The 24,252-nt window shown below is 67.3% G+C and carries 23 protein-coding genes and 1 tRNA gene; 8 read left to right on the top strand and 16 right to left on the bottom strand.

Annotated features, from left to right (window positions below; genetic code table 11):
* The first annotated feature begins 23 nt into the window (after positions 1-23).
* The 6 genes from AN936_RS03455 to pal all read left to right on the top strand — a co-directional run bounded on the left by AN936_RS03455 (position 24) and on the right by pal (position 4,526).
* Complete coding sequence (locus tag AN936_RS03455) at positions 24-503, top strand: YbgC/FadM family acyl-CoA thioesterase (protein WP_054586915.1); 480 nt, start codon at positions 24-26, stop codon at positions 501-503.
* A complete protein-coding gene (gene tolQ, locus AN936_RS03450) occupies positions 497-1,195 on the top strand; it encodes a protein TolQ (protein WP_054586914.1) in 699 nt (232 codons plus the stop codon). The genes AN936_RS03455 and tolQ overlap by 7 nt, the downstream gene beginning before the upstream one ends.
* Positions 1,195-1,692, top strand: a complete 498-nt coding sequence (gene tolR, locus AN936_RS03445; RefSeq protein ID WP_054586913.1) for a protein TolR — start codon at positions 1,195-1,197, stop codon at positions 1,690-1,692. Before tolQ ends, tolR begins: the two co-directional genes overlap by 1 nt.
* Positions 1,693-1,702: 10 nt before the next feature.
* Positions 1,703-2,524: a hypothetical protein gene (locus AN936_RS03440; RefSeq protein ID WP_054586912.1), complete on the top strand. Its 822-nt coding sequence runs from the start codon at positions 1,703-1,705 to the stop codon at positions 2,522-2,524.
* A 5-nt stretch (positions 2,525-2,529) separates the two neighbouring features.
* Entirely contained in the window at positions 2,530-3,903 is a 1,374-nt protein-coding gene (tolB, locus tag AN936_RS03435) for a Tol-Pal system beta propeller repeat protein TolB (protein WP_054586911.1), read from the top strand.
* 113 nt (positions 3,904-4,016) lie between these two features.
* Positions 4,017-4,526: a peptidoglycan-associated lipoprotein Pal gene (gene pal, locus AN936_RS03430; protein ID WP_173585640.1), complete on the top strand. Its 510-nt coding sequence runs from the start codon at positions 4,017-4,019 to the stop codon at positions 4,524-4,526.
* Here pal and AN936_RS03425 read toward each other — a convergent pair.
* The 15 genes from AN936_RS03425 to AN936_RS03355 form a co-directional block, all read right to left on the bottom strand.
* A complete protein-coding gene (locus AN936_RS03425) occupies positions 4,513-5,271 on the bottom strand; it encodes a prepilin peptidase (protein WP_420496842.1) in 759 nt (252 codons plus the stop codon). The two genes, pal and AN936_RS03425, sit on opposite strands and share 14 nt — an antisense overlap.
* A 19-nt stretch (positions 5,272-5,290) precedes the next feature.
* Complete coding sequence (gspN, locus tag AN936_RS03420; protein WP_234715820.1) at positions 5,291-6,001, bottom strand: type II secretion system protein N; 711 nt, start codon at positions 5,999-6,001, stop codon at positions 5,291-5,293.
* Between the two features lie 2 nt (positions 6,002-6,003).
* A complete protein-coding gene (gspM, locus tag AN936_RS03415) occupies positions 6,004-6,486 on the bottom strand; it encodes a type II secretion system protein GspM (RefSeq protein WP_054586908.1) in 483 nt (160 codons plus the stop codon).
* Entirely contained in the window at positions 6,483-7,625 is a 1,143-nt protein-coding gene (gene gspL / locus AN936_RS03410) for a type II secretion system protein GspL (RefSeq protein WP_054586907.1), read from the bottom strand. Before gspL ends, gspM begins: the two co-directional genes overlap by 4 nt.
* 1 nt (position 7,626) lies before the next feature.
* The gene (gspK, locus tag AN936_RS03405; RefSeq protein WP_054586906.1) at positions 7,627-8,631 is read right to left on the bottom strand and encodes a type II secretion system minor pseudopilin GspK; all 1,005 of its coding nucleotides are present in this window, start codon (positions 8,629-8,631) and stop codon (positions 7,627-7,629) included.
* Positions 8,628-9,236, bottom strand: a complete 609-nt coding sequence (gspJ, locus tag AN936_RS03400; protein WP_054586905.1) for a type II secretion system minor pseudopilin GspJ — start codon at positions 9,234-9,236, stop codon at positions 8,628-8,630. Before gspJ ends, gspK begins: the two co-directional genes overlap by 4 nt.
* A complete protein-coding gene (gene gspI, locus AN936_RS03395; RefSeq protein WP_257719794.1) occupies positions 9,233-9,598 on the bottom strand; it encodes a type II secretion system minor pseudopilin GspI in 366 nt (121 codons plus the stop codon). Before gspI ends, gspJ begins: the two co-directional genes overlap by 4 nt.
* Entirely contained in the window at positions 9,588-10,085 is a 498-nt protein-coding gene (locus AN936_RS03390) for a GspH/FimT family pseudopilin (protein ID WP_234715729.1), read from the bottom strand. The genes gspI and AN936_RS03390 overlap by 11 nt, the downstream gene beginning before the upstream one ends.
* A gap of 40 nt (positions 10,086-10,125) precedes the next feature.
* Positions 10,126-10,614, bottom strand: a complete 489-nt coding sequence (gspG, locus tag AN936_RS03385) for a type II secretion system major pseudopilin GspG (protein WP_054586903.1) — start codon at positions 10,612-10,614, stop codon at positions 10,126-10,128.
* A gap of 1 nt (position 10,615) precedes the next feature.
* Positions 10,616-11,830, bottom strand: a complete 1,215-nt coding sequence (gene gspF, locus AN936_RS03380; protein ID WP_054586902.1) for a type II secretion system inner membrane protein GspF — start codon at positions 11,828-11,830, stop codon at positions 10,616-10,618.
* A complete protein-coding gene (locus tag AN936_RS03375; RefSeq protein ID WP_054586901.1) occupies positions 11,823-13,316 on the bottom strand; it encodes a GspE/PulE family protein in 1,494 nt (497 codons plus the stop codon). The genes gspF and AN936_RS03375 overlap by 8 nt, the downstream gene beginning before the upstream one ends.
* On the bottom strand, positions 13,313-15,514 hold the full coding sequence (gspD, locus tag AN936_RS03370; protein WP_054586900.1) for a type II secretion system secretin GspD: 2,202 nt from the start codon (positions 15,512-15,514) through the stop codon (positions 13,313-13,315). The genes AN936_RS03375 and gspD overlap by 4 nt, the downstream gene beginning before the upstream one ends.
* 4 nt (positions 15,515-15,518) lie before the next feature.
* The gene (locus tag AN936_RS03365) at positions 15,519-16,400 is read right to left on the bottom strand and encodes a type II secretion system protein N (RefSeq protein ID WP_054586899.1); all 882 of its coding nucleotides are present in this window, start codon (positions 16,398-16,400) and stop codon (positions 15,519-15,521) included.
* 267 nt (positions 16,401-16,667) lie between these two features.
* Positions 16,668-19,364, bottom strand: coding sequence for a TonB-dependent receptor domain-containing protein (locus AN936_RS03360; protein ID WP_054586898.1), 2,697 nt, complete (start codon positions 19,362-19,364; stop codon positions 16,668-16,670).
* Positions 19,365-19,449: 85 nt separating this feature from the next.
* Positions 19,450-21,018, bottom strand: coding sequence for a hypothetical protein (locus tag AN936_RS03355; RefSeq protein WP_054586897.1), 1,569 nt, complete (start codon positions 21,016-21,018; stop codon positions 19,450-19,452).
* Positions 21,019-21,317: 299 nt separating this feature from the next.
* Between AN936_RS03355 and AN936_RS03350 the strand changes: the two genes are divergently transcribed.
* Positions 21,318-21,404 (top strand) — tRNA-Leu (locus AN936_RS03350).
* 243 nt (positions 21,405-21,647) lie between these two features.
* A complete protein-coding gene (gene murA, locus AN936_RS03345; protein WP_054586896.1) occupies positions 21,648-22,931 on the top strand; it encodes a UDP-N-acetylglucosamine 1-carboxyvinyltransferase in 1,284 nt (427 codons plus the stop codon).
* Here murA and AN936_RS03340 read toward each other — a convergent pair.
* Positions 22,918-24,213 carry an alpha/beta hydrolase family protein gene (locus tag AN936_RS03340; RefSeq protein WP_054586895.1) on the bottom strand — a complete coding sequence of 432 codons (1,296 nt, stop codon included), beginning with the start codon at positions 24,211-24,213 and terminating at the stop codon, positions 22,918-22,920. The genes murA and AN936_RS03340 overlap by 14 nt on opposite strands.
* Between the last annotated feature and the right edge of the window lie 39 nt (positions 24,214-24,252).

Here is a 24,252-nt window from a genome sequence, read left to right as displayed (position 1 = left end):
GTTGCCCCGCTATCGATCAGACAATGGCAAACGTCCCGCCTTCTTTCGTCCCCGGTGCTTTTGTCGGGGCCGCGCACCATTATCGGGCACGCGTCTATTTCGAGGACACCGATCTCAGCGGCATCGTCTACCACGCCAATTATCTGCGCTACATGGAACGGGCACGCTCGGACATGCTGCGCCTTGCGGGCATCGACCAGCGCGCCGCGATGGAAGCCGGCGAGGGCGCGTGGGCGGTGACCGACCTGGCAATCAAATACCGCAGCCCCGCAAAGCTGGACGACGACCTGCTGGTCGTCAGCACCGTCGAGGCGGTGCGCGGGGCTAGCGTGATCATCGCGCAGCGCATCCTTCGCGGGACTGACACGTTAAGCGGCGAGACATTAACGGACGGGCAGGTCACGGCAGCCTTCCTGTCGCCCGGGGGGCGGCCACGCCGCCAGCCGGCGGGCTGGGCCGACCGGTTTACCGCCATCATGAATGGAGAGAATATCCCTTGCTAGACAATATCAAGCTGGCCGCCGACGCGGCGACTTTGTCCCCCATCGCGCTGTTCCTGCAGGCCGACTGGATCGTGAAGGGCGTGATGATCGGGCTGCTGCTCGCCTCCATCTATGTCTGGGCGGTGATTTTCACCCACGGCCGCAGCGTCGGCAAGCTGATGGGCGCCTCCGAACGCTTCGAACGCGATTTCTGGCGCGCCGGCAATCTCGACAAATTCTATGACGAAAATGGCCGCGAGGAATTGCCCAGTGCAAAGATCCTCGCCGCCGGAATCAGCGAATGGCGACGCTCGACCGCAGGCAAGAATGTTGACCGCGACGGCACGCGCGAACGGCTGGGCATCGCGATGAACGCCGCCATCGCCGGCGAGGTCGACAAGCTGGCCGAAAAGATCGGCACGCTCGCGACAATCGGCGCGGTCGCACCCTTCGTCGGCCTGTTCGGCACTGTCTGGGGAATCATGCGCAGCTTCACCGCGATCGCCGCATCGAACAACAGCAGTCTCGCGGTCGTCGCACCGGGCATCGCCGAAGCATTGTTCGCGACCGCTATCGGCCTGTTTGCCGCCATTCCCGCGGTGATCGCCTACAACGCCTTTTCGCAGCGGCTGAACCGGCTCGAATCGCGGCTGGGGCGCTTTGCCGACGGGTTGCACGCCACCTTCAGCCGCGAGCTCGAGGTCGAAGCCTGATGGGCATGACCGGTCCTTCGGGGAGCATCGGCGGACGACGCGGCCGCGGCAGCCGTCGCGCGCCGATGTCGGAAATCAACGTCACGCCGCTCGTCGACGTGATGCTGGTGCTGCTGATCATCTTCATGATCACCGCGCCGCTGCTAGCCTCCGCCGTTCCCGTCGATCTTCCCGAAAGTCGCGCCAAGCCGGTCGAGACCGAGGAACAGGAACCGGTGCAATTGTCGATCACCGGCGACGACACGCTCTATATCGGCGAGGAACAGGTGAGCGAGGCCGAACTCCCGGCCCGGCTCGACGCCATCGTGCGCGAGCAAAAGGAGGGCGAACGCCCCCGGCAGATCATGCTGCGCGCCGACAAGGGGCTCGATTACGGCCGCGTGATGCGCGTGATGGGCGAACTCAACCGCGCCGGGCTTTCGCGGATCGCATTGGTCACGACGGGCTCCGACACCGAACCCGCCGTGGTCACCCGTGGTTCAGAAACCGGGCAATAGGCTGGAAATCATGGCCGTAACACGGGCAGAGAGGGGCAATCAGCGAAGCGGCATCATTGTCGCAGTGGTCGCGCATGTGCTGATCATCGGCCTGCTCTCGGTACAATGGACCGCGGGCGAGCGGCGTTTCGATAATCCGCCGATGGAGGTCGACCTGATCGCCGAAACCGCCGCGACATCCAGCGCGCCGGTGATCAGCGAAACCCCGCCTGCCGCGCGGCTGGGCCAAGAGGATGCCATCGACATCGCGGCGCCCGAACCGATGCCGGCGCCGCCCGAGCCCGAGCCGATCGTTCGCCCGACCCCGGCGCCGGCGCCGAAACAGGTCGCACGTCCGACGCCGGCACCGCCCAAGAAGACCCCGCCTGCGGTCAAGAAGGCGACGCCCAAGGCGGCGCCCAAATCGGCTCCGGCCAAAAAGGCAACGGCGCGCCCGACCGGCCGCCTCGATGGCATCACCGACGGGCTCGGCCGCGAACAGACCAAGGCGCCGAGCAAGGGCGCCCCCGCCGCGAAAACCGCTGCGGAAGTCAAACGCTCGATCGACGTCAGCATCAAGTCGGCGGTCGCGCCGCGTTGGAATGGCTGCCGCGTTTCGGGCGTCGATGTTGACCAGCTCAAGACAGTGGTGAAGTTCCGCCTGACCCAGTCGGGCGCGCTCGCGGGCTTCACCAGTGTCACGACGACGGGCGAGAACGACAGCAACAAGTTCCAGGTCCAGCGCCACCAGGAATGTGCCAAACGCGCGGTCGAACTCGCCGCGCCCTTCGACCTGCCCGAAGAAAATTACAGCTTCTGGCAGAATTACACGCTCGATTTCATCAAGAGGTAAGAGAAATGACGCTCCGTTCCATCAGTCTGTCGCTTGCCTTGCTGCTGACCGCAGCGCCCGTATATGCTCAGGAAACACCTGCCCCCGTCGCGCCCCCCGCGACCGTTCAAACCGAACCGCGCGAGACGATCGAAGGGCAATTGTCGCAGGACCGCACCGTCATCGCCATCCCGGCGCTGGCCACCCCCGCGGTCACGACCGTCGCCGGGATGCGCACCGACAGCCTCGGCCGCCAGATCGCCGAGGTCATCGCCGCCGACCTCGAACGCAGCGGGCTCTATGCCCCGCTCGGTCCGGGCAGCGTCCGCGCGATCACCATGCCCGAAGTCACCGCGCCGCGCTTTGCCGACTGGCAGGCGCGCAATGCCGAGAATGTCGTCCATGGCTTCGTGCGTACCAACAGCACCGGCGGGCTGATCGTAGGCTGCTACCTTTACGACACCGCCCTCGGCAGCGAACTGGTGCGGCAGGGGTTCGAAATCCAGCCGGGCGACTGGCGCCGCGCCGCGCATAAATGCGCCGACGCCATTTATTCGCGCCTGTCCGGTGAAGCACCCTTCTTCGACAGCCGCGTCGCGTACATCGCCGAGAGCGGGCCGAAGGGGAACCGCATCAAGCGGCTCGCGATTATGGATTCGGACGGCGGCAACCACCGTTTCATCACCAACGGTCAGGCGCTGGCGATATCCCCTCGCTTTTCGCCCGATTACAAGAAGATCGTCTACGTCAGCTATCTGAACAACCGCGTCCGCGTCTTCATCTATGACGTCGCGAGCGGCTCGCAGAAGCTGGTGACCGAAAGCGGCAACGCCACCTTCGCGCCGCGCTGGTCGCCCGACGGCACGCAGATCCTCTATTCGATGGCGGTCGGCGGCAACACCGACATCTATCGCATCTCGGCCAATGGCGGGACGCCGGTGCGGCTGACGACCACCGCGGGAATCGACGTCGGCGGCAGCTTCTCGCCCGACGGCAAGAAGATCGTGTTCGAAAGCGACCGGTCGGGCAGCCAGCAAATCTATACGATGAACATCGACGGATCGAACCAACAGCGGATCAGCTTTGGCGGCGGGCGTTATGCGACCCCCGAATGGTCGCCGCGCGGCGACCTCATCGCCTTCACCCGCATGGGCGGCGGCGAATTCCGCGTCGGCGTGATGACCCCGGCGGGCGGCGGCGTCCGCCTGCTCACCAATAGCTGGCAGGACGAAGCGCCGACCTGGTCGCCGAATGGCCGCGTCATCCAGTTCTTCCGCACCTCGCCCGGCCGCGAAGGCAAATCGAGCCTGTGGCAGGTCGACCTGACCGGTGTGAACCTGCGCCGTCTGCCGACCCCGCAGGACGGCTCGGACCCGAGCTGGGGCCCGGTGCTCCCCTGATCGACGAAGCCCGAGGCGGAACCAAAGGAAATCCGCGGGGTTGAATCGCCATCCCGATGCGGCTTAACTCCGCATGGTCACCATAAGAGTGCAACAACAAGAGGACAGAAGACATGACGATACGCAAAACCACCGCGATGATCGCGGCGATCACCATGCTCGCTGTTGGTGCCTGTTCGAAAAAGGCCCCTGACACGCTGCCCCCGGCCCCCGAAGGCACGGGCACCGATACCGGACCCAGCACCGGCGGCGTCGTCCCCGGCTCGCAACAGGATTTCATCGCCAACGTGTCTTCGGACCGCATCTTCTTCGGTTTCGACCAGTATAATGTCGATGCCGAGGATCAGGCCACGTTGCAGAGCCAGGCGCAGTGGCTGCAGCGCAACCCGGCGGTCCGCGTCCTGCTCGAAGGCCATGCCGACGAACGCGGCACCCGCGACTATAATATCGCGCTCGGGGAACGCCGTGCCAATGCCGCGAAAAACTATCTCGCCTCGCTCGGCATCGATCCGAACCGGATCCAGGTGATCAGCTATGGCAAGGAACGCCCCGCTGCGGTCGGATCGAACGAGGAAGCCTGGGCGCAGAACCGCCGCGCGGTGACCGTCGTTATCGAGCGCTGATCAACGACAGCCAGACCGGCACCGCGATCCACGCCGCGGCGCAGAGGAAAACGCCGAAGGGGACGCGCCGCAACGCCAGCGGCGCGTCCCCTTCCCTTTTCTGCGCAACGAGCACCCACGCAATGCCGCCCAGACTGGCGAGGAGCAGCATCAGCGGCAGCGCCTGCCAGCCGAGCCAGGCGCCGACCGCCGCGACGAGCTTCGGGTCGCCGCCGCCCATGCCCTCGGCCCCGCGCACGCGACGGTAAAGCAGGGCTATGGCCGCGAGGACCAGTCCCCCGGCAAGTGCGCCGATCCAGCGATCGAGCAACGGTGTGCCGAGCAGCGGGCCGGCGAAGAGCAGGCCCACCATGGCGAGGAGGGCATTCAACCGGTCGGGTAGCCAGAAATGGCGTGCATCGAGCAGTGCGAGCGGCAGCAGCAGCCAGCCGAACAAGGCCCAGAGCCAACCCGCCGTCCCCGCCATCGACACCAGCGCCACGGCGCCGATCAGCGCCGAGACGATCTCGACCCGGCCGTGAAAAGGATCGATCGGCGCGCCGCATCGGCGACATCGTCCGCGCGACCATAAAGCCGACAGCAGGGGAACAAGGTCGCGGACGTCGAGCGGCTGGTGGCAGGCGTCGCATTGCGAACGCCCGAGCACCGATCGCCCTTGCGGCCAGCGCATCACCAATGTCGCGATAAAGCTGCCGAGGACGAGCCCGATCAGCGCGGCGAAAGCGACACCGATGCCCACGGGCAAGGCGCCCGGGTCGGGCACCTCAGAAACGGCCCGCGCTGGTCAGGACGAAACCGCCCTGCCCCGGCTTGAAACCCAGCGCGGCAAGCGCCGCCGCCATCGCCGGGTCGCGGTCGACATTGATCGCCAAGCCGGCGCGATAGGCGCCGCGGCCGTCGAACGACAAAGTCAGCCGCTCCATTCCAGACTGGCTGGCGAGCGTGGCTTGCGCCCGTCCGCCCGCGCAGCGGAGCGGTCCCGACAGCCCGCGCGACAGATCGAGCCCGGCGATCGTCGTGCCGACCACCAGCTGCAAGCGGCCGGCCGCTTCGACGCATTTGCCAGCCGCGTCGAACCGCGCCGTCGCGCCCTCGAAGCGGATGGTATCCACGGGGATGAGTCCGAAGCCGCCCGCCAGCGATGTCATGCCATTGATTTCGGACATCCCGCGCGGATCACTGCCATGGAGGCGCCCCGCAAGCGCGCCGAGCCGCGCGTCGGTGCGCGAGAAGACGAGTTCGGTGCGCCCGCCGAGCAGGGCGAGCGGCGACAGGCTGGCGCGCACGGTACCGAGCGGCAGCGCGCCGAGCCGCGCGTCGACCAGCTCACCCGACCATATCGAACCGCGAATTTCGCGCGCCGATATCCCCGCATCGGTCGCACCCGACAGGCCCAGCGCGAGCCGCATCGGGAAGGTCGCGATGATGAGGATCAGCGCCAACAGCACCGCCGCGATCGTCATGCGCCGCCGCATCGTCACTGGCCGCCCTTCCTCAGTTCGGCCGTCATCCCGACGGTCCCGTCGACCGCCGGCGTGATCGTCAACTGGTCGACGACAAAGCCCTGTCCTTCGAGCGACGCGAGCCAGTCGGTGAGCACGGGCGCTTTGGCGGTGGCGATGGCGATCGTCGCCTGCCGCTGCCCGCGCGCCTCGTTGCGGTCGAGCGTCAGTCCGATCTCGCTCGCCGACTGCGCAAGATATTGGTCGATCGCTATCGCATCGACCGCCGCGGCGACCGATTTCGCCGGGCGCTGCGCCAGCAATTGCACCTTGGCCGCGACGCGCCCCTCGCGCTCGACCGCAGCGCGATGCTCCCCCTCGAGGTGGGCAAAGACGGCGAAGGCCGGGCGGCCGATGCCCCACAGGATCACGCCGAGCGCCAGCACGCCCGCAATACCGACCAGCCAGCGCTCGCGCCCCGAAAGCCCCGTCCACCAGTTCTGCAATTTCTCGGTCATGGCACCGCCCGGATCGTCACATTGGCCATCTGCAGCCCGTCGGTTCCCGCCATCGGCTGCGCAGTGACGCGATAACCGCGCGCCTGCAACGCCAGCAGCACCTTGTTCACATCGTCGACACGCGGCGCCGCCAGCGTCGTCGTCAGCGTCCCGTCGGTGCGGTGCGAGAGGCTTTTGAGCGTGACGCCGGGCACGTCGCCCATCGCTCCGTAGAGCGCCGAGGCGGGCACCGAGAAGGCGAGCGGCCCGCCCCCGGCGGCGGCGAGCCGGCGGTCGAGTTCGGCCTCCGCCGCCGACGCGTCGACCGCAGCGGCCCCCGCCTTCTTCGCCAGAGCGACGACGGCATCGTCGGCACGCACGCTGTCGCTCGACAGGCGGATCGCATGGATGACCGGAATGAGCAGGCTGACCGCGGCCAGCGCGATGAACAGCCGCTTCGCAAGCCGCAGCATCGCTGGATCGACCGACCAGCTTCGCTTCGGTTTCCACCCGCCGCTGAGCAGGTCGAGCGGCGGCACGGCGAGCGTCAGCAGCAATGCCTCGCGCATGCGATCGGCATCGAGCGGCGCGATATCGTGCCCTCCCGCGATCAATCGATCGAGTTCGGGATCGGATGCATAGGCGCGGTCGGCGGTGCGCACGATCTGCTCGCCGCCGAGTTCGGCGGTCCATAGCGTCCCCGGTTCGGGCGGCGGCACCGTCGCCGCCGCAGGAACGATCGCCGCGGGATCGAACCCCTGCGCCTTGAGCCAGCCCGTCCATGCGGTCATTGCCGCGTGGGTCGTCACGGCGACGGGCACCGCCTGCCCCGTATCGGCGGGCTGTCCCGACACGATATGCAATCCGGCGGCATCGCCCAGACTGTCTTTCAGCGTATCGATCCGCGCCGCCGCGGCCGCCTGCGCCGGCGCCGCATCGGGATAGTGCCGCCACTGGATCGGCACGTCGGCGGCGGGAGCAAGCGCGACAAGCCGGTCGTCGGCACCATCGTCGTCCGGCTTTTCCCACGCATCGACCCAGCCATCGTCCTGGCCCGAATCGACAATCACGCCATCGTCGACGCGCAGCCACGCCGGCCGCGTGCCTTCGTCGTCGAGCGCCGTCAGCGGCGGAAGCCACAGAATGAGCGTCCGCGCCACGTCAGTCGCCCTCGCCCCAGTCGCGGCGGACGATCGACGGCGGCGCGGTACCCGCAGCGGGTGCACCGCCATTGGCATCGATGAGCGAAACCGAAGTCAAGAAACCGTCCCCCATCGTCACATTCGTCGTCAGTGTCAGCCAGCGGCTCGTCATCCCCGCCTGTTCGGCGGCGTCGCCCGGGTCGATTCCGGCAAGCGGCCCCGCCTTCCAGAATCGGACGCTGCTGCCATAGCCGTCGGCGGGCCGCGCTGCCAGCGCGGCGCGTGCATTCGCCACCCCGATCTCGCCAGGACGCAGCATCGCGACGAGCGGCGCCTGTTCGGGCGCCAGCGTGTTGACGTTGAGCCGAATCGGATCGGCGACCGGCAGCACGCAAATCCAAGGCTTAAGCCGCGCATAGATTTTCGGCGTCACCCCGTGCACCGCGCGCAATTCGCTGATATCGGCCATCTTGCGGTTGCCCGGCAGATAGGATGTCTGCATCGACCGGTAGACGCCGTCCTCGGCGCCCAGCGGCCCTTCGTTGCTGTCGCTGTCGATCCAGTCGGCGGCGGCGGCCGCGATCGCCCTCGCCTGACCGGGATCGATACCGAGCAGGGTCATCAGTTCGGCGAACTGCGCCACGGCGCTGGCGCGCTGACTGAGGCGCCCGGGCGCCGCTTCGACAACGAGCGCGTTGAGGTTGAAGCAATTGTTCGCATCGGTCAGCCGCGCCCGGCCTTCGCCGCCCGGCAAAGGCAGGACAAATTCGCGGCCGAGCCAGCCACCGGCAAGCGTCAGCCGCGACGGATCGCGCCCGACCAGATCGGCAACGCGGCGCAGCGCAATCTGTTCGGCGGCAAAGCTGTAGGCGCGGCCCTGATCGATCGTCGACGCGCTGCCCGCGATCCGCGTCGCGAGCGTCAAGCGGTCAAGCGCCGTCGCCGCAATCACCGCCATGACCGCGACGAGCAGCAGCACGCTGAGCAGCGCGGCGCCGCGTTCGCCTCTCGCCAGCGGCCTCATGACGCAGGCGCCTGCAAGGGCGGCGGCGGCAATGCCGGGGCGGTGAGGAACAGCATGGCGAGCGGCGCGCGACCGCGGCGGGTCAACCGCACTTCGACCGCACGCGGCAGGCGGTCGCCGGGCTCCGACGTCCAGCTCTCGCCCCAATTGCCCCTTTCGTCGCGATAGCGCACGGCGACCGCGTCGACCTCGCCGATCAGGCGATCGCCGTCGCTCAGCACCGCGCCGTCGAGCATAGGCTGTACCGCGCGCCGCCATTCGCCGCCGGTCAGCGCATAGGCGACGCGTTCGACCGAGGGTCGCGGCCCGCTGTACTGCGACGGTGCGCCGCCATGGACGAAGGCGAAGCCGGTGGACGAACCGATGAATGCGGGCACGGGCTCCCCCGCCTGCCCGCGCGTCGGGCGCTGCACCGCCTGCGCAAGGTCGTTCGCCATCAGCGCGCGGACCCGGTTGATACCGCCCATCGCCTTCAGGCGAAGCTGAACAGCATCCTGAGTATCGATACTGCTGCGCAGCAGGCCAACCCCCATCGCGGCGATCGCCGCAAAGATCGACAATGCGACGAGCATTTCGACGAGAGTGAAGCCGCCTTCGTCCTTCATTGCGACGGCCTGATGATCGTGAGCACCGCCTGCCCGCGTCCGCTTTCGGGCTGGACGGTCAGGTCGATGCGGAGCAGGCTGTCGTCGGCGGTCCGGGCGACGCGCTGTTCGACGCGCCAGTTGCGGCCGGCATTGGCGACGCCCGTCGCGCTGTTGCCGATGGTCGGCGGCGCCGGATCGGTCCACAGTTCGACGGCCCGATTCTGCGCGACGATCCCCGCCATCGTGCTTTCGTCGAGGTCGCCCGCGGTGCGCACCGCGAAGGCATCGAGACGGACGAGCGTCAGCGCGGCGATGCTGATGATGCTGAGCGCGACGAGCATTTCGAGCAGCGTAAAACCGCTTTCATGGTCATTGGCCACGGCTGACCTCCCCCGTCGCCGAAACGCGCACCGTTTCGCGCGCATCGCCGCCCGCAAGGACGACGGACTGCGGCGTCGGGCTGGTTCCGACGCGATCGAAAAGGATGCGCGACACGCCCTGCCCGTCGCCGGCAACGAAACGGACATCGCCCGGCCAATTGCGCTGTTCGAACGCGCGGCCGGGCAGCGGCTGCCACGCTCCTTCGACCCGGCGCTCGAAGCCATAGCCCGACGGCGCGAAGTTGACCGCGACGCTGCGCCCCTCGATCACCGCCACGTCACGCGCGGCGGCAAGGCGGCCGGCAAGGCGATCGGCCTCGCTGCGCACCGTGCGTTCGTCGCCGGGGATCGTCAGCACCACTGCGGCAGCGGCAAGCGCGAGGATGGCGAGCACGACCATCAGCTCGACCAGCGTGAAGCCGCGCTGGCCGTCAGGACAGTGCGCCCCGGTGGGAGCCGGGGCCCATGAAAGATTGTGCGGGCGCAAATGGGCCCCGGCTTTCGCCGGGGAACATCCAGCGAGCGCCTCAGCCTTCTCCGCGAATGTCGGCATTGTCGTCGGTCCCGCCGGGCGCGCCGTCGGCGCCGAGCGACCAGACGTCGAACGCCTTTCCGTTCGGCCCCGGCGCCTGATAATTATAGGGACGGCCCCACGGGTCTTCGGGCAGCTTCTTGATATAGCCGCCGCGGCGGTAGCGTTCGGGCTGGGCGAGCGCCGGCGGCGCCGAAACAAGCGCATTCAGCCCGTCGGTGCTCGCAGGATAGGTGAGATTGTCGAGGCGATATTGTTCAAGCGCGGTTTCGAGCGTCGCGATATCCGCCTTCGCCTTGGTCACCATCGCGCGATCCTGGCTCGGCAACACGTTGATCATCACCACGGTCGCGAGCAGCCCGATGATGAAGATCACCACCATCAGTTCGGTCAGCGTGAAGCCGCGCTCGCCCTGCTTACGGCGGCTGGCGGCGGACCGGCCAGGATCGAGCATCAGGCGAAAGAAAAGCTGCATAAGCGACATATTATAGACCTGCGAGGTTCTGCAACTGGAGGATCGGAAGCAGGATGGCGAGAATGATGAGCGCGACGCAAGACCCCATAAGGACAATTATGACAGGTTCGAGAAGCGCCATCGAGGCGGCGGTAAAACGGTCGAACTCGCGTTCGAGATAGTCGGCGGCGCGTTCGAGCATCTGTTCCAGTCGCCCCGCGCTTTCGCCGCTGGCCGTCATATAGACGAGGAGCGGCGGGAAGACGCCCGCGTCGCGCAGCGCCGCGGACAGGCTGCCGCCGGCGCGCACCTGATCGACGATCGCCGCGGTCGCTCCGGCTAGCGCCGCGTTGCGGATCGTCGGGACGGTGAGACGCAGCCCTTCGACGAGCGGCAGCCGGCTCGACACCATCGTCGACAGCGTGCGGGCGAAACGGGCGGCGTAGAGATCGCGGAGCAGTCGGCCGAGCAAAGGGAGGCGGAGCAGCCGCGCATCGACCCGCGCCTTGAACGCCGGGCGGCGCATCGCGGTGACCCAGCCAAAGGCTCCGGCCGCCAGCAGCAGCGCGATCAGCCACCACCAGTTGGCGGCAAAGCCCGAGATCGCAATCACCGCGCGGGTCAAGAAGGGCAGCTGCTGTCCCGTGTCGGTGAACTGTTCGACGACGCGCGGGACGACGAAGATCATCAGCGCAGCGACCACCCCGATCGCGACCACAGCGAGGACGATGGGATAGGCGAGCGCCGCGACCAGCTTGCCGCGCACTTCGGCCTGCCGTTCGAGCAGGTCGGCGAGCCGCGCGAGGATCGTCGTCAGGCTGCCCGTCGTTTCGCCCGCCGCGACCATCGCGCGATAGAGCGGCGGGAAGCTCGCGGGCTGGCGCGCCATCGCATCGGCGAGGCGGCGGCCTTCGAGCAGGCCGGCGTGGACGTCGGCGATCACCGCCCGCGCGCTTTCGGCTTCACTCTGGCGCATCAGCGTGCGCAGCGCTTCCTCGAGCGGCGCCACCTCGACCAGCGTCGCAAGCTGGCGCGTGAACAGCGCCAGTTCCTTGCGCGACAATTTGCTGCGGCGAAAGGCGAGCAGCGAACGCGAAGCAGGGCGCGACCCCGCCGCCTCGACCGCAACGATATGGAATTTCCGCCGCACAAGGTCGGCGCGCGCAGCGTCGTCGTTCGCCGCGGTCAGACGTCCCTTGCGCTCGCGCCCCTGCGGGTCGATCGCGACATAGCGGTAATCAGGCATCGACGTCCTCGCGCCGCGCGACGCGGATCGCCTCCTCCGCGGTCGTCAGCCCCTTGGCGACCATCGCGCGCGCCGCCGACGCCAGCGTCGGCGCCTTCAGAAAGGCATGTTTGGCGATCATCGCCTCGTCGCCGCCGGCATAGATATAACGGCGCACCGTCTCGTCGACCTTGATCGCCTCGAACACCCCGATACGGCCCTTGTAGCCGCTGCCGCCGCACTGGTCGCAGCCCTTGGGCCGCCAGATGACGGTGCCGATATCGAGCCCGAGCATCGCGGCGACGCTGTTGTCGGCCTGCACCGGTTCGCGGCAATGCTCGCAGAGCTTGCGGACGAGCCGCTGCGCAATGACGGCGCGGAGCGTCGAAGCCAAAAGAAAAGGCTCGACCTTCAGATCCTTGAGGCGCGTAATCGCACCAACCGCATCGTTGGTGTGCACGGTCGAAAGCACGAGGTGGCCGGTCAGCGACGCCTGCACCGCGATGTCGGCGGTTTCGCGGTCGCGGATTTCGCCGACCATCACGACATCGGGGTCCTGGCGCAGGATCGCGCGTAGCCCGGCGGCGAAATCGAGCCCGACCTTGCTGTTGACCTGCGTCTGGCCGATGCCGTCGACGGCATATTCGACCGGGTCCTCGACGGTCAGGATATTGCGCTGGCCATCGTTGAGCTGCTTCAGCGCGGCATAAAGCGACGTCGTCTTGCCCGATCCGGTCGGCCCGGTGACGAGGATGATACCATTGGGTTCAGCGAGCGCCTCGCGCAGGATGCGGTCGGCCTCGCCCGACAGGCCGAGCACGTCGAAATCGATCCCCGCCGTATCCTTGTCGAGGATGCGCATCACGACGCGTTCGCCCGCACGGCTCGGCAGCGTCGAAACGCGGACATCGACCGCCTTGCCCGCAAGCGTCAGGCCGATGCGCCCGTCCTGCGGGATACGGCGTTCGGCGATGTCGAGCCGCGCCATCACCTTGATGCGGCTCACGACAACTGGCGCGACATGCGGCGGCATGCGCAGATGCTCGCGCAGCACCCCGTCGGTGCGCATCCGCACCACAAGCCCGCTTTCATAGGGCTCGATATGGATGTCACTGACGCCCTGCCGCACCGCTTCGGCGATGATCGCGTTGATCAGGCGGATCGCGGGGGCATCGTCGGCGCTGTCGAGCAGGTCTTCGGCGCTCGGCAGGCTGAAATCGAGGTCGCTGCCGTCGAGCGATCCCGCCATTGCCGCCGCCGAGGCATCGACGGCATAATGATCCGACAGCAGCCGATCGAAATCGGCGACGCTGGCGGTCGCGACCTTGAGCGGCTGCGCAAGGTAGCGCTTGACCTCGATCAGCACCGCCGGGTCGCTGTCCTCGCGGAGCGTCGCCAGCCAGATGCCGCCGTCCCCCGGCGCGATGACGACGCCGTGCGCGCGTGCAAAGCCATAGGGGATGTCGACCGGCGCCGGGGGTGCGGCGGTCGGTTCGGGCTCGGTCACGGATAGTCTCCGGTCGGCGGCGCGGGCGCGTTCGAGATCGAAGGCGGCACGTCGGTGCTGATCACATTGCCATCGGGCCCGCGCAGCGCGGGCAGATCGACGGGGGTGACGGTCACATCGCCGGCCGAGGGCGGCGACGGCGGCGTCGTGCCCATATAGTCGCGGACCAGCGTATCGATCGCCGGCTCCTGATCGGGGTTCCGCTGCAACTGGAAGTTGCGGACATAGCCATAACGCCGCGCGGTCAGCGCAGCATTATCCTCGCGATTGCGCAGGACCGTCGGGCGGATGAAGACCATCAGGTTGGTCTTCGAGCGCGACCGGCTCCGCGACTTGAACAATTCGCCGATCAGCGGGATGTCGCTGAGCAACGGAATACGCTCGATCGTCTTGCGCTCGTCGTCGTTGAGCAGGCCGCCGATCGCGAGGATTTCGCCGTCGTCGACCGTCAGCACCGTCTCGAACGAGCGCTTGTTGAGGATGAGGTCGCTGTTGCGCGACGACACCGGCCCGGCGACGCTCGACACTTCCTGGCGCAGGAACAGCTTGACCTCCCCCGCGCCATTGACCTGCGGCGTGACCTCGAGCTTGATGCCGACCTCTTCGCGCTGGACGGTGCGGAAGGCGTTGTCGAAATTGTCGCTCAGCGCCTCGCCCGTCGTGATCGGCACTTCCTGTCCGACGAGGAATTTCGCCGCCTGATTGTCGAGCGTGACGATATGCGGGGTGGCGAGCAGGTTCGACGTCGTGTCGGATTTCACCGCGTTGATGATCGCGCCGAAGATCGTGTTCTTGCCGATATCGCCCGCAAACCCCGCAAAACCGCCGGTCGCCTGGAGCAGCGACGCCGCCGCCGCTTCCTGCAGGCTGCTGCCGAGCGCGCTGTTCGTCTGGGTCACCGTGGTATTGCCGTTGACCGTCGTCGTTTCCTGCGACAGCCGGTTCGCCGCATAGGCGCCGCCGAGCGTGAAGATGTTTGGCTGGGCATTGCTGTAGTTGGTCGCGACGAACGGGATATTCTTGCCGCCGAGCAGGAACTGGACGCCGAGCCGCTTTGCCGCATCGTCGCCGATCTCGACGACGATCGCCTCGACCAGCACCTGTTCGCGGCGGCTGTCGAGCTGGCGGATCAGTTCGCCGAGCATTCGCTGCACTTCGCTGTTGGCGGCGACGATGATCGCATTGGCGCCTTCATAGCGGGTGACGATCGCCGGCCCGCGCGTCGAGATGCTGCCGCCGGCGCCGCTGACCGAGGTCGGCGCGCTATTCGTTGCGACGGCGGGCGCGGCACCGGCGCTGCCCGACGACGAGGAAGAGGACGAAGCCGGCGGCAGTCCAGCCTTCTGCGCCGGATCGCTGCCGCCGCCGATCAGTTGCTGAAGCGTCGGCAACAGCGTTTCGGCATTGGCATGTTCGAGCCAGTAGACGCGCAGTTCAGTGCCGCCCGCCGCCTTGGCATCGAGGTCGTTCGCCATCTGGACGAAGCGGGCGACCATCGCCTGATCGCCGCGCAGCGCAATCGCGTTGCTGCTGTCGATCGGCACGATGGCGACGGGCGATTGCGCGCCCTCCCCGGCTGCGGGCACCAGCGCCTGCAGCGCGGCGGCGATCTCGCGCGCGCCGGCGTTTTTCAGCGTGACGATCTGGCTCGTCGAACTGTCGCGGTCGATGCTGCTCGCGAGCGCGCGGATGCGGCGGATATTGTCAGCAAAATCGGCGACGACAAGGCTGTTGGCGTTGCGGTTCGCGGTCAGCGATCCCTGCGGGCTGACCAGCGGGCGGAGCGTTTCGACCGCCGACACCGCGTCGATATGGCGGAGGCGGATGATTTCGGTGACGAACTGGTTCTGTGCCGCGCCGCCGCTGCCGATGCGGCCGGGCTGGGCGGCGGCGCCGTCGATCGGCTGGACGCGATAGCTGCCGTTCGGTCCCGGCACCGCGACCAGCCCGTTCGAGCGCAGCGTCGAAAGGAAAATCTCGAAATATTCGCTCCGCGACAGCGGCCGGTCGGTCACCACCGACACTTTGCCGTTGACGCGGCCGTCGATGACGAAGGTGCGGCCGGTGATCCGCGCCGCATCCTGGATGAACGCGCGGATATCGGCGTCGCGGACGTTCAGCGTATATTGCGCGAGCGCGGGTCCCGGCGTTGCGGAAACGAGCGCGGCGGCGAGCATCAGGGACAGTTTGAGACGCATAAACCTATTGCTTCGAGAGGAAGATGGCGACGGGGACGACGCTGGCACCGCGCTCGACCTCGAGCGAGATGCGCGCCCCCGGCGTGAACTGGCCGGCGAGCGAGGCGGCATCGCCCGCCGAGCCGATCGGGCGGCCGTTGACCGAGCGAATGACATCGCCGGGACGCAGCCCCGCGGCGCGGAACACGGCGCCGTCGCCCTGCGGCTGGACGGCGAGGCCGGTGACCTTGCCGCTCTCGGTCCGCGGCGCAAAGCCGACTCCGGCCTTCAGAGCCGCGGGCGACATCTCGCCGCCGGCGGAGACACCGCTCGCCGGGGCCGCAGCGGTTTCGGGGGTCGGCATGGCGGGGGCGGCCGCGGGGCTGGCGACCGGCGCCTCGCCGCTCTGGTCGAGGAACAGGCTTTCGCGCGCGCCGCCGCGGTCGAGCAGCACATGGTCGAACGCGACGCCCACCAGCTTGACGCCGGGCGCGATCTCGTCGCCGACGGCGTAGCTGTTCTGCACCCCGTCCTCGCCGGCAATGATCGCCGAACCGCTGCCCGTCGCTTCGTTGATGTTGACCCCGAACAGGGTGAGGCCGAGCGCGGTGACGGTGGCGCTGGCGGGGCCTTGCGGTGCGGTGCGAAAGAAAGGGTCGAGGCCGACGAACAGCGCGCGGCGCTCGGCGGGCGACGCAATGACCGCCGCCTGCGGTTGCCACGCACCGAGCGGCGACAGCGGCACGATGAGGGTCCAGAGCAGGCGGACGCATTGCCAGACCAGCAGCGCGCCGAGCAGCGCAACCAGCAGCAGCGGCCAGATGTCGCGCGGCGCGCGTTTGGTCCGCAGCCAGACGGGCAGGCCACGCGGCAGCCGAACGGCCGATCCGGGCATCAGCGTCGCCATGAAATTTTCCCTGTCCCCCAACTGAAGTGGCCGTTCGCGAATCGCCTAGGGGCGATTGATGACAATCAGTTGACGGGAAGATTACAGTTTTTTGTCAGCCGGGCGAGTCCGGCGCGATGTTGAGAATGATCCTCCCTGTGGCCTAGCCATAGGGGGTGGCAGCCCGCAGGGCTGACGGAGGGGCCGTAACGCAACGGCGACGCCCCTCCACCACCGCGTCGCGGTGGTCCCCCTCCCCATCGCTTCGCGACGGGGAGGATTTTTACCTCAGAACTTCACCGACGCGCTCAGCGAGAAAGTGCGGCCCAGCTTGTAACGGTTGAAGAAGATCTTGTTATCGCCGGCGGTCTGCACTTCCTGATATTTGCGTCCGGTCAGGTTACGCGCCTCGAACTTCAGCTCAATTTCCTTGTTCAGCAGCGTCAGCCCCTGCCGCGCAACGAAGTCGAGCTGAATGCCCGGCTTTTCCTCGAGGTCGGGCTGGCCCGACGGGCCGCGGCTGGTGACGCGCGGGCTGGCATAGGTCAGCAGCAAGGTCTGCTGCGACAGCTTGTCCTGATCCTCCAGCCCGATCTGGAAATTGAGCAAATGGTCGGACTGACCCGTCATCGGCGCGCCGTCGAAGAAGAAGTTGGCGGCATTCTGCACCACGCCGTTGATCACCGTCGTGTCGCCGTCGCGGACCCGGATTTCGGATTTGGTGTAGGTATAGTTGCCGATCAGCACGAGGCGGCGGCTTTGCCAGAAGGACGCGTCCGACAGCGTATCGAGCGGGAAATATTTCTGCACCTCGACCTCGGCGCCGTAGAGCGTCGCCTTCGGCGCGTTGGCGTAGCTGCTGTTCACCGACGAGTCCGAAATCGAGGTATAGGTCTCGATCGGATTGTCGATCGACTTGTAGAAGCCGGCAACCGTCAGACGCTGATCCTTGGCGAAATACCACTCATAGCGCGCTTCGGCGTTCCACAGCTCGCTGTCGGTCAGCGACGGGTTGCCGCGGAACAGGCGGTTCGATTCGGGGTCCTGATAGACCTGCGCCACCAGTTCGCGGAACTGCGGCCGCGCGATCGTCTTCGATCCGTTGACGCGCAGCTGCATGTCGGGCGCGACTTCCCAAGTCAGCGTAACGGCGGGCAGCCAATAGTCGTTGTTCAGGTTGGTCGCGACGATCGCGGACGATCCGGTACCGAACAGGTCGATCGGAACGACGGTCTGCTTCGCTTCCTCGTAACGCACGCCGGCGTTGACGTTGACGCCCGGCACGATCTCCGCCTGGATCTGGCCGTAGCCGGCGTGGGTCGTCAGCTTGGCGTCGAAAGCCGCGGTGCCGTCCTGCGCCGAGGTTTCGAGCAACGTGATGTCGTAAAGCTGGATCGTCGCATCGGAGAGCAGATAGTCGGGGCGCAGCTGCTGCACCGCCAGCGGCAGGTTCGAGGCGCGGAACTGGAAGGTCCGGCGCTCCGAAACGCGATGCGTGTCGCTGTAGGCATAGCCGACCGTCGCTGTGATCCGCGGGGCGAGTTCGTACGACAGGTCGACGCCGCCCGACCACAGATCCTCGTTGAGGTCCGAAAAGGCGATTGTCGCATCGCCGCGGTTGCCGCCAAGGTCGTTGACGAACTTGTCGCCCACCGGGTCGCCCGGCTGGTTGGTACGGACATAGGTGAAGCCGCGCTCATAGGGCGCTTCGCGCTGCGAATTGGCGTAGGCGCCGCGCAGGTCGAGCTTCAGCCGGTCGAAGTGGAATTCGCCGACGAGCTGGGTGTTGATCAGCTGGCGCTCGTACCACGCCGTATCCTGCTTCATGATGTCGCGGTCGGACTGGTTGGCGTCGGTACCGAGCGCAAGGCGCGCCTGCTTCAACGTGTCGCGGATATAGAGGTTGGTCCAGCGGATTTTGTGATCGCCGAGTTCGAGCCCGAAACCGAGCAGCCCGTTCACCACGACGCGATTGTCGGTGATGACGCGGTTATAGCTCGTCTGCGGATCGCCCGACAGATCGTCGTTGACCGACGTCTGCTGCAACGTGTCGCGGGTGCGCCACTTGTTGCTGATCCCCGCGGTCGCGATGATCCCGAGTTCGCCGTTCGGCAACGCAATCGTCGTGCCGCCGGTGATCCCTGCCGACCAGTTGATCGGGATATGGTCGTTCTGCTGGAGCAGCGTCGTTTTGGCGTTGACCAGCTCCATCTGGATCGCCTCGAGCTGGTCCTGGGTGAAGTCGGCACCTTCCAGAATCGGCTTGCCACTGGCGAGCGCGGCCTTGAGCAGCGGCGGCACGTCGCGCGTGCCGTCGTCGAAACCGGTCCAGTCGGTATCGCTGCCATAATAGGTATAGCCGAGCTGGTTCGTCGTTTCGCTGTCCCAGCCGATCCCGCCGCTGAAGGTCAGGAAGGGTTCGCGCGGCGTCGCCTTGGTCGTGAGGTTGATCACGCCGCCGCCGAATTCGCCCGGGAAGTTCACCGAGAAGCTTTTCTGGACCAGCGTCGAATCGATGACGTTGGTCGGGAAGATGTCGAGCGGCACGACGCGCTTCAGCGGCTCGGGGCTGGGCAACGGCGAACCATTGAGCAGCGCCAGCGAATAGCGATCGCCAAGGCCGCGGACATAGACGAAGCCGCCGCCGACGACCGACAGGCCGGTAACGCGCTGCAGCGAGCCCGAGATATCGCCCTCGCCGGTCCGCGCGATGTCGGCCGACGACAGCGACGACACGACTTCGGGGGTCGAACGGACGATGTTGGGGGTATAGCGGCCCGTGACGACGATCTCCTGATCGGCGCCGCCCGGAATCGAAATATCGGCTTCTTCGTCGGCGGGCGCGGCGGCGTCGGTGGCCGGTTCGGCGGCGACGGGCGGCGTGTCGGCGGCGGGTTCGGCGCTCGCATCCTGCGCAAGGGCGGCAGGCGCGACGAGCGCGGAACTGAGAAGAAGCAGGCTGGCGAAGATCGGCCGCTTGGTCATGTGAAAGTCCCCGAGGAATATGCAGGTGGGGAGCGGGCCGCCTGTGTCAGGCCTGCCCGCTCCCCATTTGGCTTGCGAGCAGCGGTCAGGTGACCGGGAGCGCCGAGCAGCTGCCGCTGCTGGTGCCGAAGTCCGCCGTCGCCGAGTTACAGGTCCAGCCCTGATACCAGGTGTCGTTGGCATCGCGGACCGCGCCGACATAGGCCGTCGTGTCGAAGAAGGGCGCGATCGTCTTGGCATCATAGGCCGCGAAGCCCGTCTCGGTCGCGCCGTTGATGAACAGGTTCGCGAGGCTCGGCGTATAGTCGAAACGGTTGTCCGTGCCGGCGTTGAAGATCGCCTGGACTTCCGCGTCGGTCACCGCCGGGCTGCCGCCACCGCGGAACGGACGGTCGGCGCTGCACTTCAGCGATACCGAGAAGAAGCGCGGGGGCCCCTGTTCGTCGGCACCCGCCGTCTGCGTCGTCGACGTGCTGTCGATGCGAATACACGAGGTGTCGCTGGTCATCAGGCCGTTGACGAAGCTGTAGTCGGCGCCGCCGCGGATGCGGATGGCGGCGGCGTTGCTGTTGTTGGCGTTGCGATGGATGAAGGTGAAGTTCGAGATGGTGACGTTCTGGCGCGGAACCGCCTGTTCGTTGCCGTCCGAGTCGATTTCCATCATCGAGTCGCCCACCGTTCCGCCGGCGCGGCCGATCGCGATCGCATATTGGATGTTGCCCTTGTAGCCGACGTCGGTGTCGAAGCTGTCATCCTCGGCGCCGGTGACGACCATATGCTTGAAGTTCGGCCGGCCGCCGAAAACTTCCATGCCGTCGTCCGAGCTGTTGTGGATCTGGATGTGGTCGAACTGGGTGGCCGAACCGACACCCGACGGGGTGAGGCCCTGCAGTTCCTTATCGGCGCTCAGGATGAAACCCGAATAGCGGATCTGGACGTACGACATGCGGCCCGAATTGTCGGCCGGCTGCGCGCCGCCATAGAGCGCGTTCGACGTGCCCTCGGTGTCGCGTTCGCAATCCACCGTGCCTTCGGCGGCGCCCGGCGCGAGGCAGTCGGTGATCGGCGCACGCCCGAGCAGCACGACGCCGCCCCACAGCTGCGAGGTGCTGTCACCCGCCGAACCGACGACGTTGCCGCGGCCCGTGAAGATGATCGGCTGGGTCGGGGTGCCGACGGCATCGATCTTGTTGCCGCGGTTGACGACGAGGTAGGAAACGCCCGTCGAGCCGAAGACGATGACGCCCGGATCGATGGTCAGCGTCGCGACGGTGTTGGTGCTCGCCGCACCCTGGTCGGTGCCGACGTCGACGCGGCCGGGCAGCGAGTAGATGACGCCGTCGACCTTCGGGATCGCCGTCGTCGAGTTGAAGCGCGCGGGGAAGCCGCAGTTGCGCCACGTGCCTTCGTTGCCGGTGATCGTGCCGAGGTCGGTGAGCTGGTCGGCGCCCGCGATGGTCGGGCAGTTCGCCGCCGGGGTGACGCCCGTCGGGGTCGGCGTCGGAGTCGGGGTCGGCGTGGGCGTCGGGGTCGGCGTCGGAATGACGATCACACCTTCGCCCGGCGACGCGACGCCGTCGGCGCCGCAGGCCGCAAGAATGGAACAGGCCACGCCGCTGAGCATGACCAAACGAACGCGTGCGAAAGCCGCCATGAAAATCTCCGTTCCCGGTGCGCCTTCGCGCCCCACATGAAAAACCACCGATCAACGAGAAATGTCTGTGCTCGCCCCCGGTGACGCCGCCACTAGGGTGATTCGATGACGGTCTGACGCCAGAGCGATGACAGTTGAGTGACGGTTTCAGGACGCTTTGGTGACACGCCCGGCGCGCGGGGCCCGGCATTGCCGTGCCGCGAAGAAACAAATGCTGCGAAGCTCGCTTGCATCGCCCCGAAAGCTTTGCTAGGCGCCCGCTCCTACCTGGTGCCGGCCCGTCCGGACCATCATGATGTGCGGTCGTGGCGGAACTGGTAGACGCGCAACGTTGAGGTCGTTGTGGCCGAAAGGCCGTGGAAGTTCGAGTCTTCTCGACCGCACCATTATCGCCATTTCATGGCGTATTTTTCCCGATTCTGCGGCCTTCCGCGGTCGCCCATGGCCGTTCTTCCAATGCTGGCGGACGGCGTCGCCATCGCATCCGGCCCGCCGCGCCCTATCGACGGCAGTACAAACCGGGGTGCCCATTTCGATGGCCATAGAAGTTATGCACCGCGAATGAAGGCGCGCCGAACTTGATCGCGCCATCGGCTTGCGCGCATCGGCGCATCGGCTAAAGACAGCCGATGGATCAGATCGTCATTCGCGGCGGCCAGCGACTCAAGGGCCGAATCCCCATCTCCGGCGCGAAGAATGCGGCGCTGACATTGTTGCCCTGCGCACTGCTCACCGACGAGCCGCTGACGCTCCGCAACCTGCCGCGCCTCGCCGATGTCGACGGTTTCGGTCACCTGCTCAATCAGCTCGGCTGCTCGACGACGATCGAAGGCTCGCGCCCCGAGGATTTCGGGCGGGTGATGACCGCGCGCGCGACCACCCTCACCTCGACCGTTGCCCCCTATGACATCGTCCGCAAGATGCGCGCCTCGATCCTCGTCCTCGGCCCGCTGCTCGCGCGCGCGGGCGAAGCGACGGTGTCGCTCCCCGGCGGCTGCGCGATCGGCAACCGCCCGATCGACCTGCACCTGAAAGCGCTCGAAGCCTTTGGTGCCGAGATCGAGCTCGCCTCGGGCTATGTAAAGGCGAGCGCGCCCGGCGGACGCCTCGCCGGCGGCAAGTTCACCTTTCCCGTCGTGTCGGTCGGCGCGACGGAAAATGCGGTGATGGCCGCCGTCCTCGCCAAGGGCACCTGCATCCTCGAAAACGCCGCGCGCGAACCCGAGATTGTCGACCTCTGCAATTGCCTCGTCGCGATGGGGGCGCAGATCGACGGCATCGGCACCGAGACGCTGACGATAGAAGGCGTCGACCGCCTGCACGGCGCGACCTATCGCGTCATGGCCGACCGGATCGAGGCAGGCAGCTATGCCTGCGCCGCGGTGATCACCGAAGGCGACGTCGAACTCGTCGGCGCCAAGGCCGCCGAAATGGAAGCGACGCTCGCCGCGCTGCGCCAGGCCGGTGCGACGGTCGAGGAAACGAAGGGCGGCATTCGCGTCGCCATGTCGGGCCGTGCCGAGCCCGTCACCCTGTCGACCGCGCCCTATCCGGGCTTCGCGACCGACATGCAGGCGCAGTTCATGGCGATGGCGACGCTCGGCAAGGGCGCGTCGCTGTTCACCGAGACGATCTTCGAAAACCGCTATATGCATGTCCCCGAACTGGCGCGCATGGGCTGCGACATCGACGTGCGCGGCCGCAGCGCGGTGGTGCGCGGGGTCGACAAGCTGATCGGCGCGCCGGTGATGGCGACCGACCTGCGGGCATCGATGAGCCTGATCATCGCCGGTCTCGCCGCCGAAGGGACGACCGAGGTCAACCGCGTCTATCACCTCGACCGCGGCTATGAACGGCTCGAGGAAAAGCTCCAGGCCGTCGGTGCCGATATCGAGCGGATCAGCGCCGGCTAGCGTCAGGACCCGGCGTCGCCGTCAGATGTTCGGCGCGGCCGTATGTGCCGTGCACGTCGCCCCTGATCCAGTCGCCGAGCAGTTTCAGATAGCCGTCGGTGATGCGGGTCGCGCTGCGCGATCCGTCGGCGGCGGTCGTATATTCGACCATGCCATGGTCGGTGTCGGGAAAGAGATAGACGTCGAACGGCTTGCCCGCCTTGGCAAGGTCGAGCAGCGCGGCGCGCGTGGTCTCAATCGGGGCTTCACGATCCTCCCCTGCGAGCACCCAGAGCAGCGGCGTGTCGAGCTTCCGAAGCGCTGCGACCGCGTCATAATCCCAGATCAGTTCGACATTGTCGAACCGCGCGCGGCCGATCCGCCGCAGTTCGTCGTCGGTCATCCGCACGATATCGCCGCTATATTCGCCGTCGATCTTCGCCGCCCAGGGCTTGTCCGCCATCTCGCGCCGGACCGCGTCCAGATCCTCATATCCGGCGGTAAAATTCGACATCACCAGCTTCGCCGTCGCCGCCGACAGCCGGTCGACGAGCGCCACCGCATCGTCGCCGAGCCCGGCGGCGCGGACCTCCGACACCATCTGTTCGCGATCCTCCTCGATCGGCGAGGCGACAAGGCCGAAGCCGATCGCAACGAAATCGGCCTTGGTGCGCGTCGCGGCGAGCGGCGCGACCCAGCCGCCCTGGCTGCCGCCGAAGAAACCCGCGCGGCCGAAGCGGCCCGCCGCCATGCTCCGCGCTTGTTCGAGCGCATGCGCCGCGTCGTCGGCGAGCAGTTGGAAATTCTGCGTATATTCGCCGTCCGATCCGCCGGTGCCGCGCTTGTCGTATACGAAAACCGATATGCCGTGCGCCGCCATCGCATAGCCATAGACACCGCCGATCGGCGACGTCCGTTCGGACCCGTGGACCATGACGACCAGCGGCCGCTTCGCATCGGGCGCGCCCGGCGGCTCGATCAGTACGCCGTTCATCTTGGTGCCGACGCTGTCGAAGGTCGCGGGTGTCTCGCGAAAGGCGATCCGGGCCCAGCGGGCGCCACCGACCGTCACCGCGTCGCCGCTGCACGCCAGCGGCACACCGGCATCCGTCGTGGCACCGCGGCGCCCGTCGCGAAACAGGTAACGCAGCCCGGGCGCCGGAATATTGGGCGCCTTGGCGAGAACGACGAAATCGCCGCCGGGCGCCCGATAGGCGCCGGGGGTGCAATCGGCGGCGGTCTGTGCCGACGCCGGCGCGATCGATGCGAGGGCGAATGCGAACCCGAACAATATGTTTTTCATCGCGCGGGTCTAGCGCAGGCCGACGGGGCCTGCAAAGGC

Origin of the sequence: Sphingopyxis macrogoltabida (genome assembly GCF_001307295.1) — a bacterium.
GTDB classification, from domain to species: Bacteria; Pseudomonadota; Alphaproteobacteria; order Sphingomonadales; family Sphingomonadaceae; genus Sphingopyxis; species Sphingopyxis macrogoltabida_B.
The sequence above is the reverse complement of the archived record's forward strand: the minus strand, read 5'-3'. Positions and strand labels throughout refer to the sequence as shown.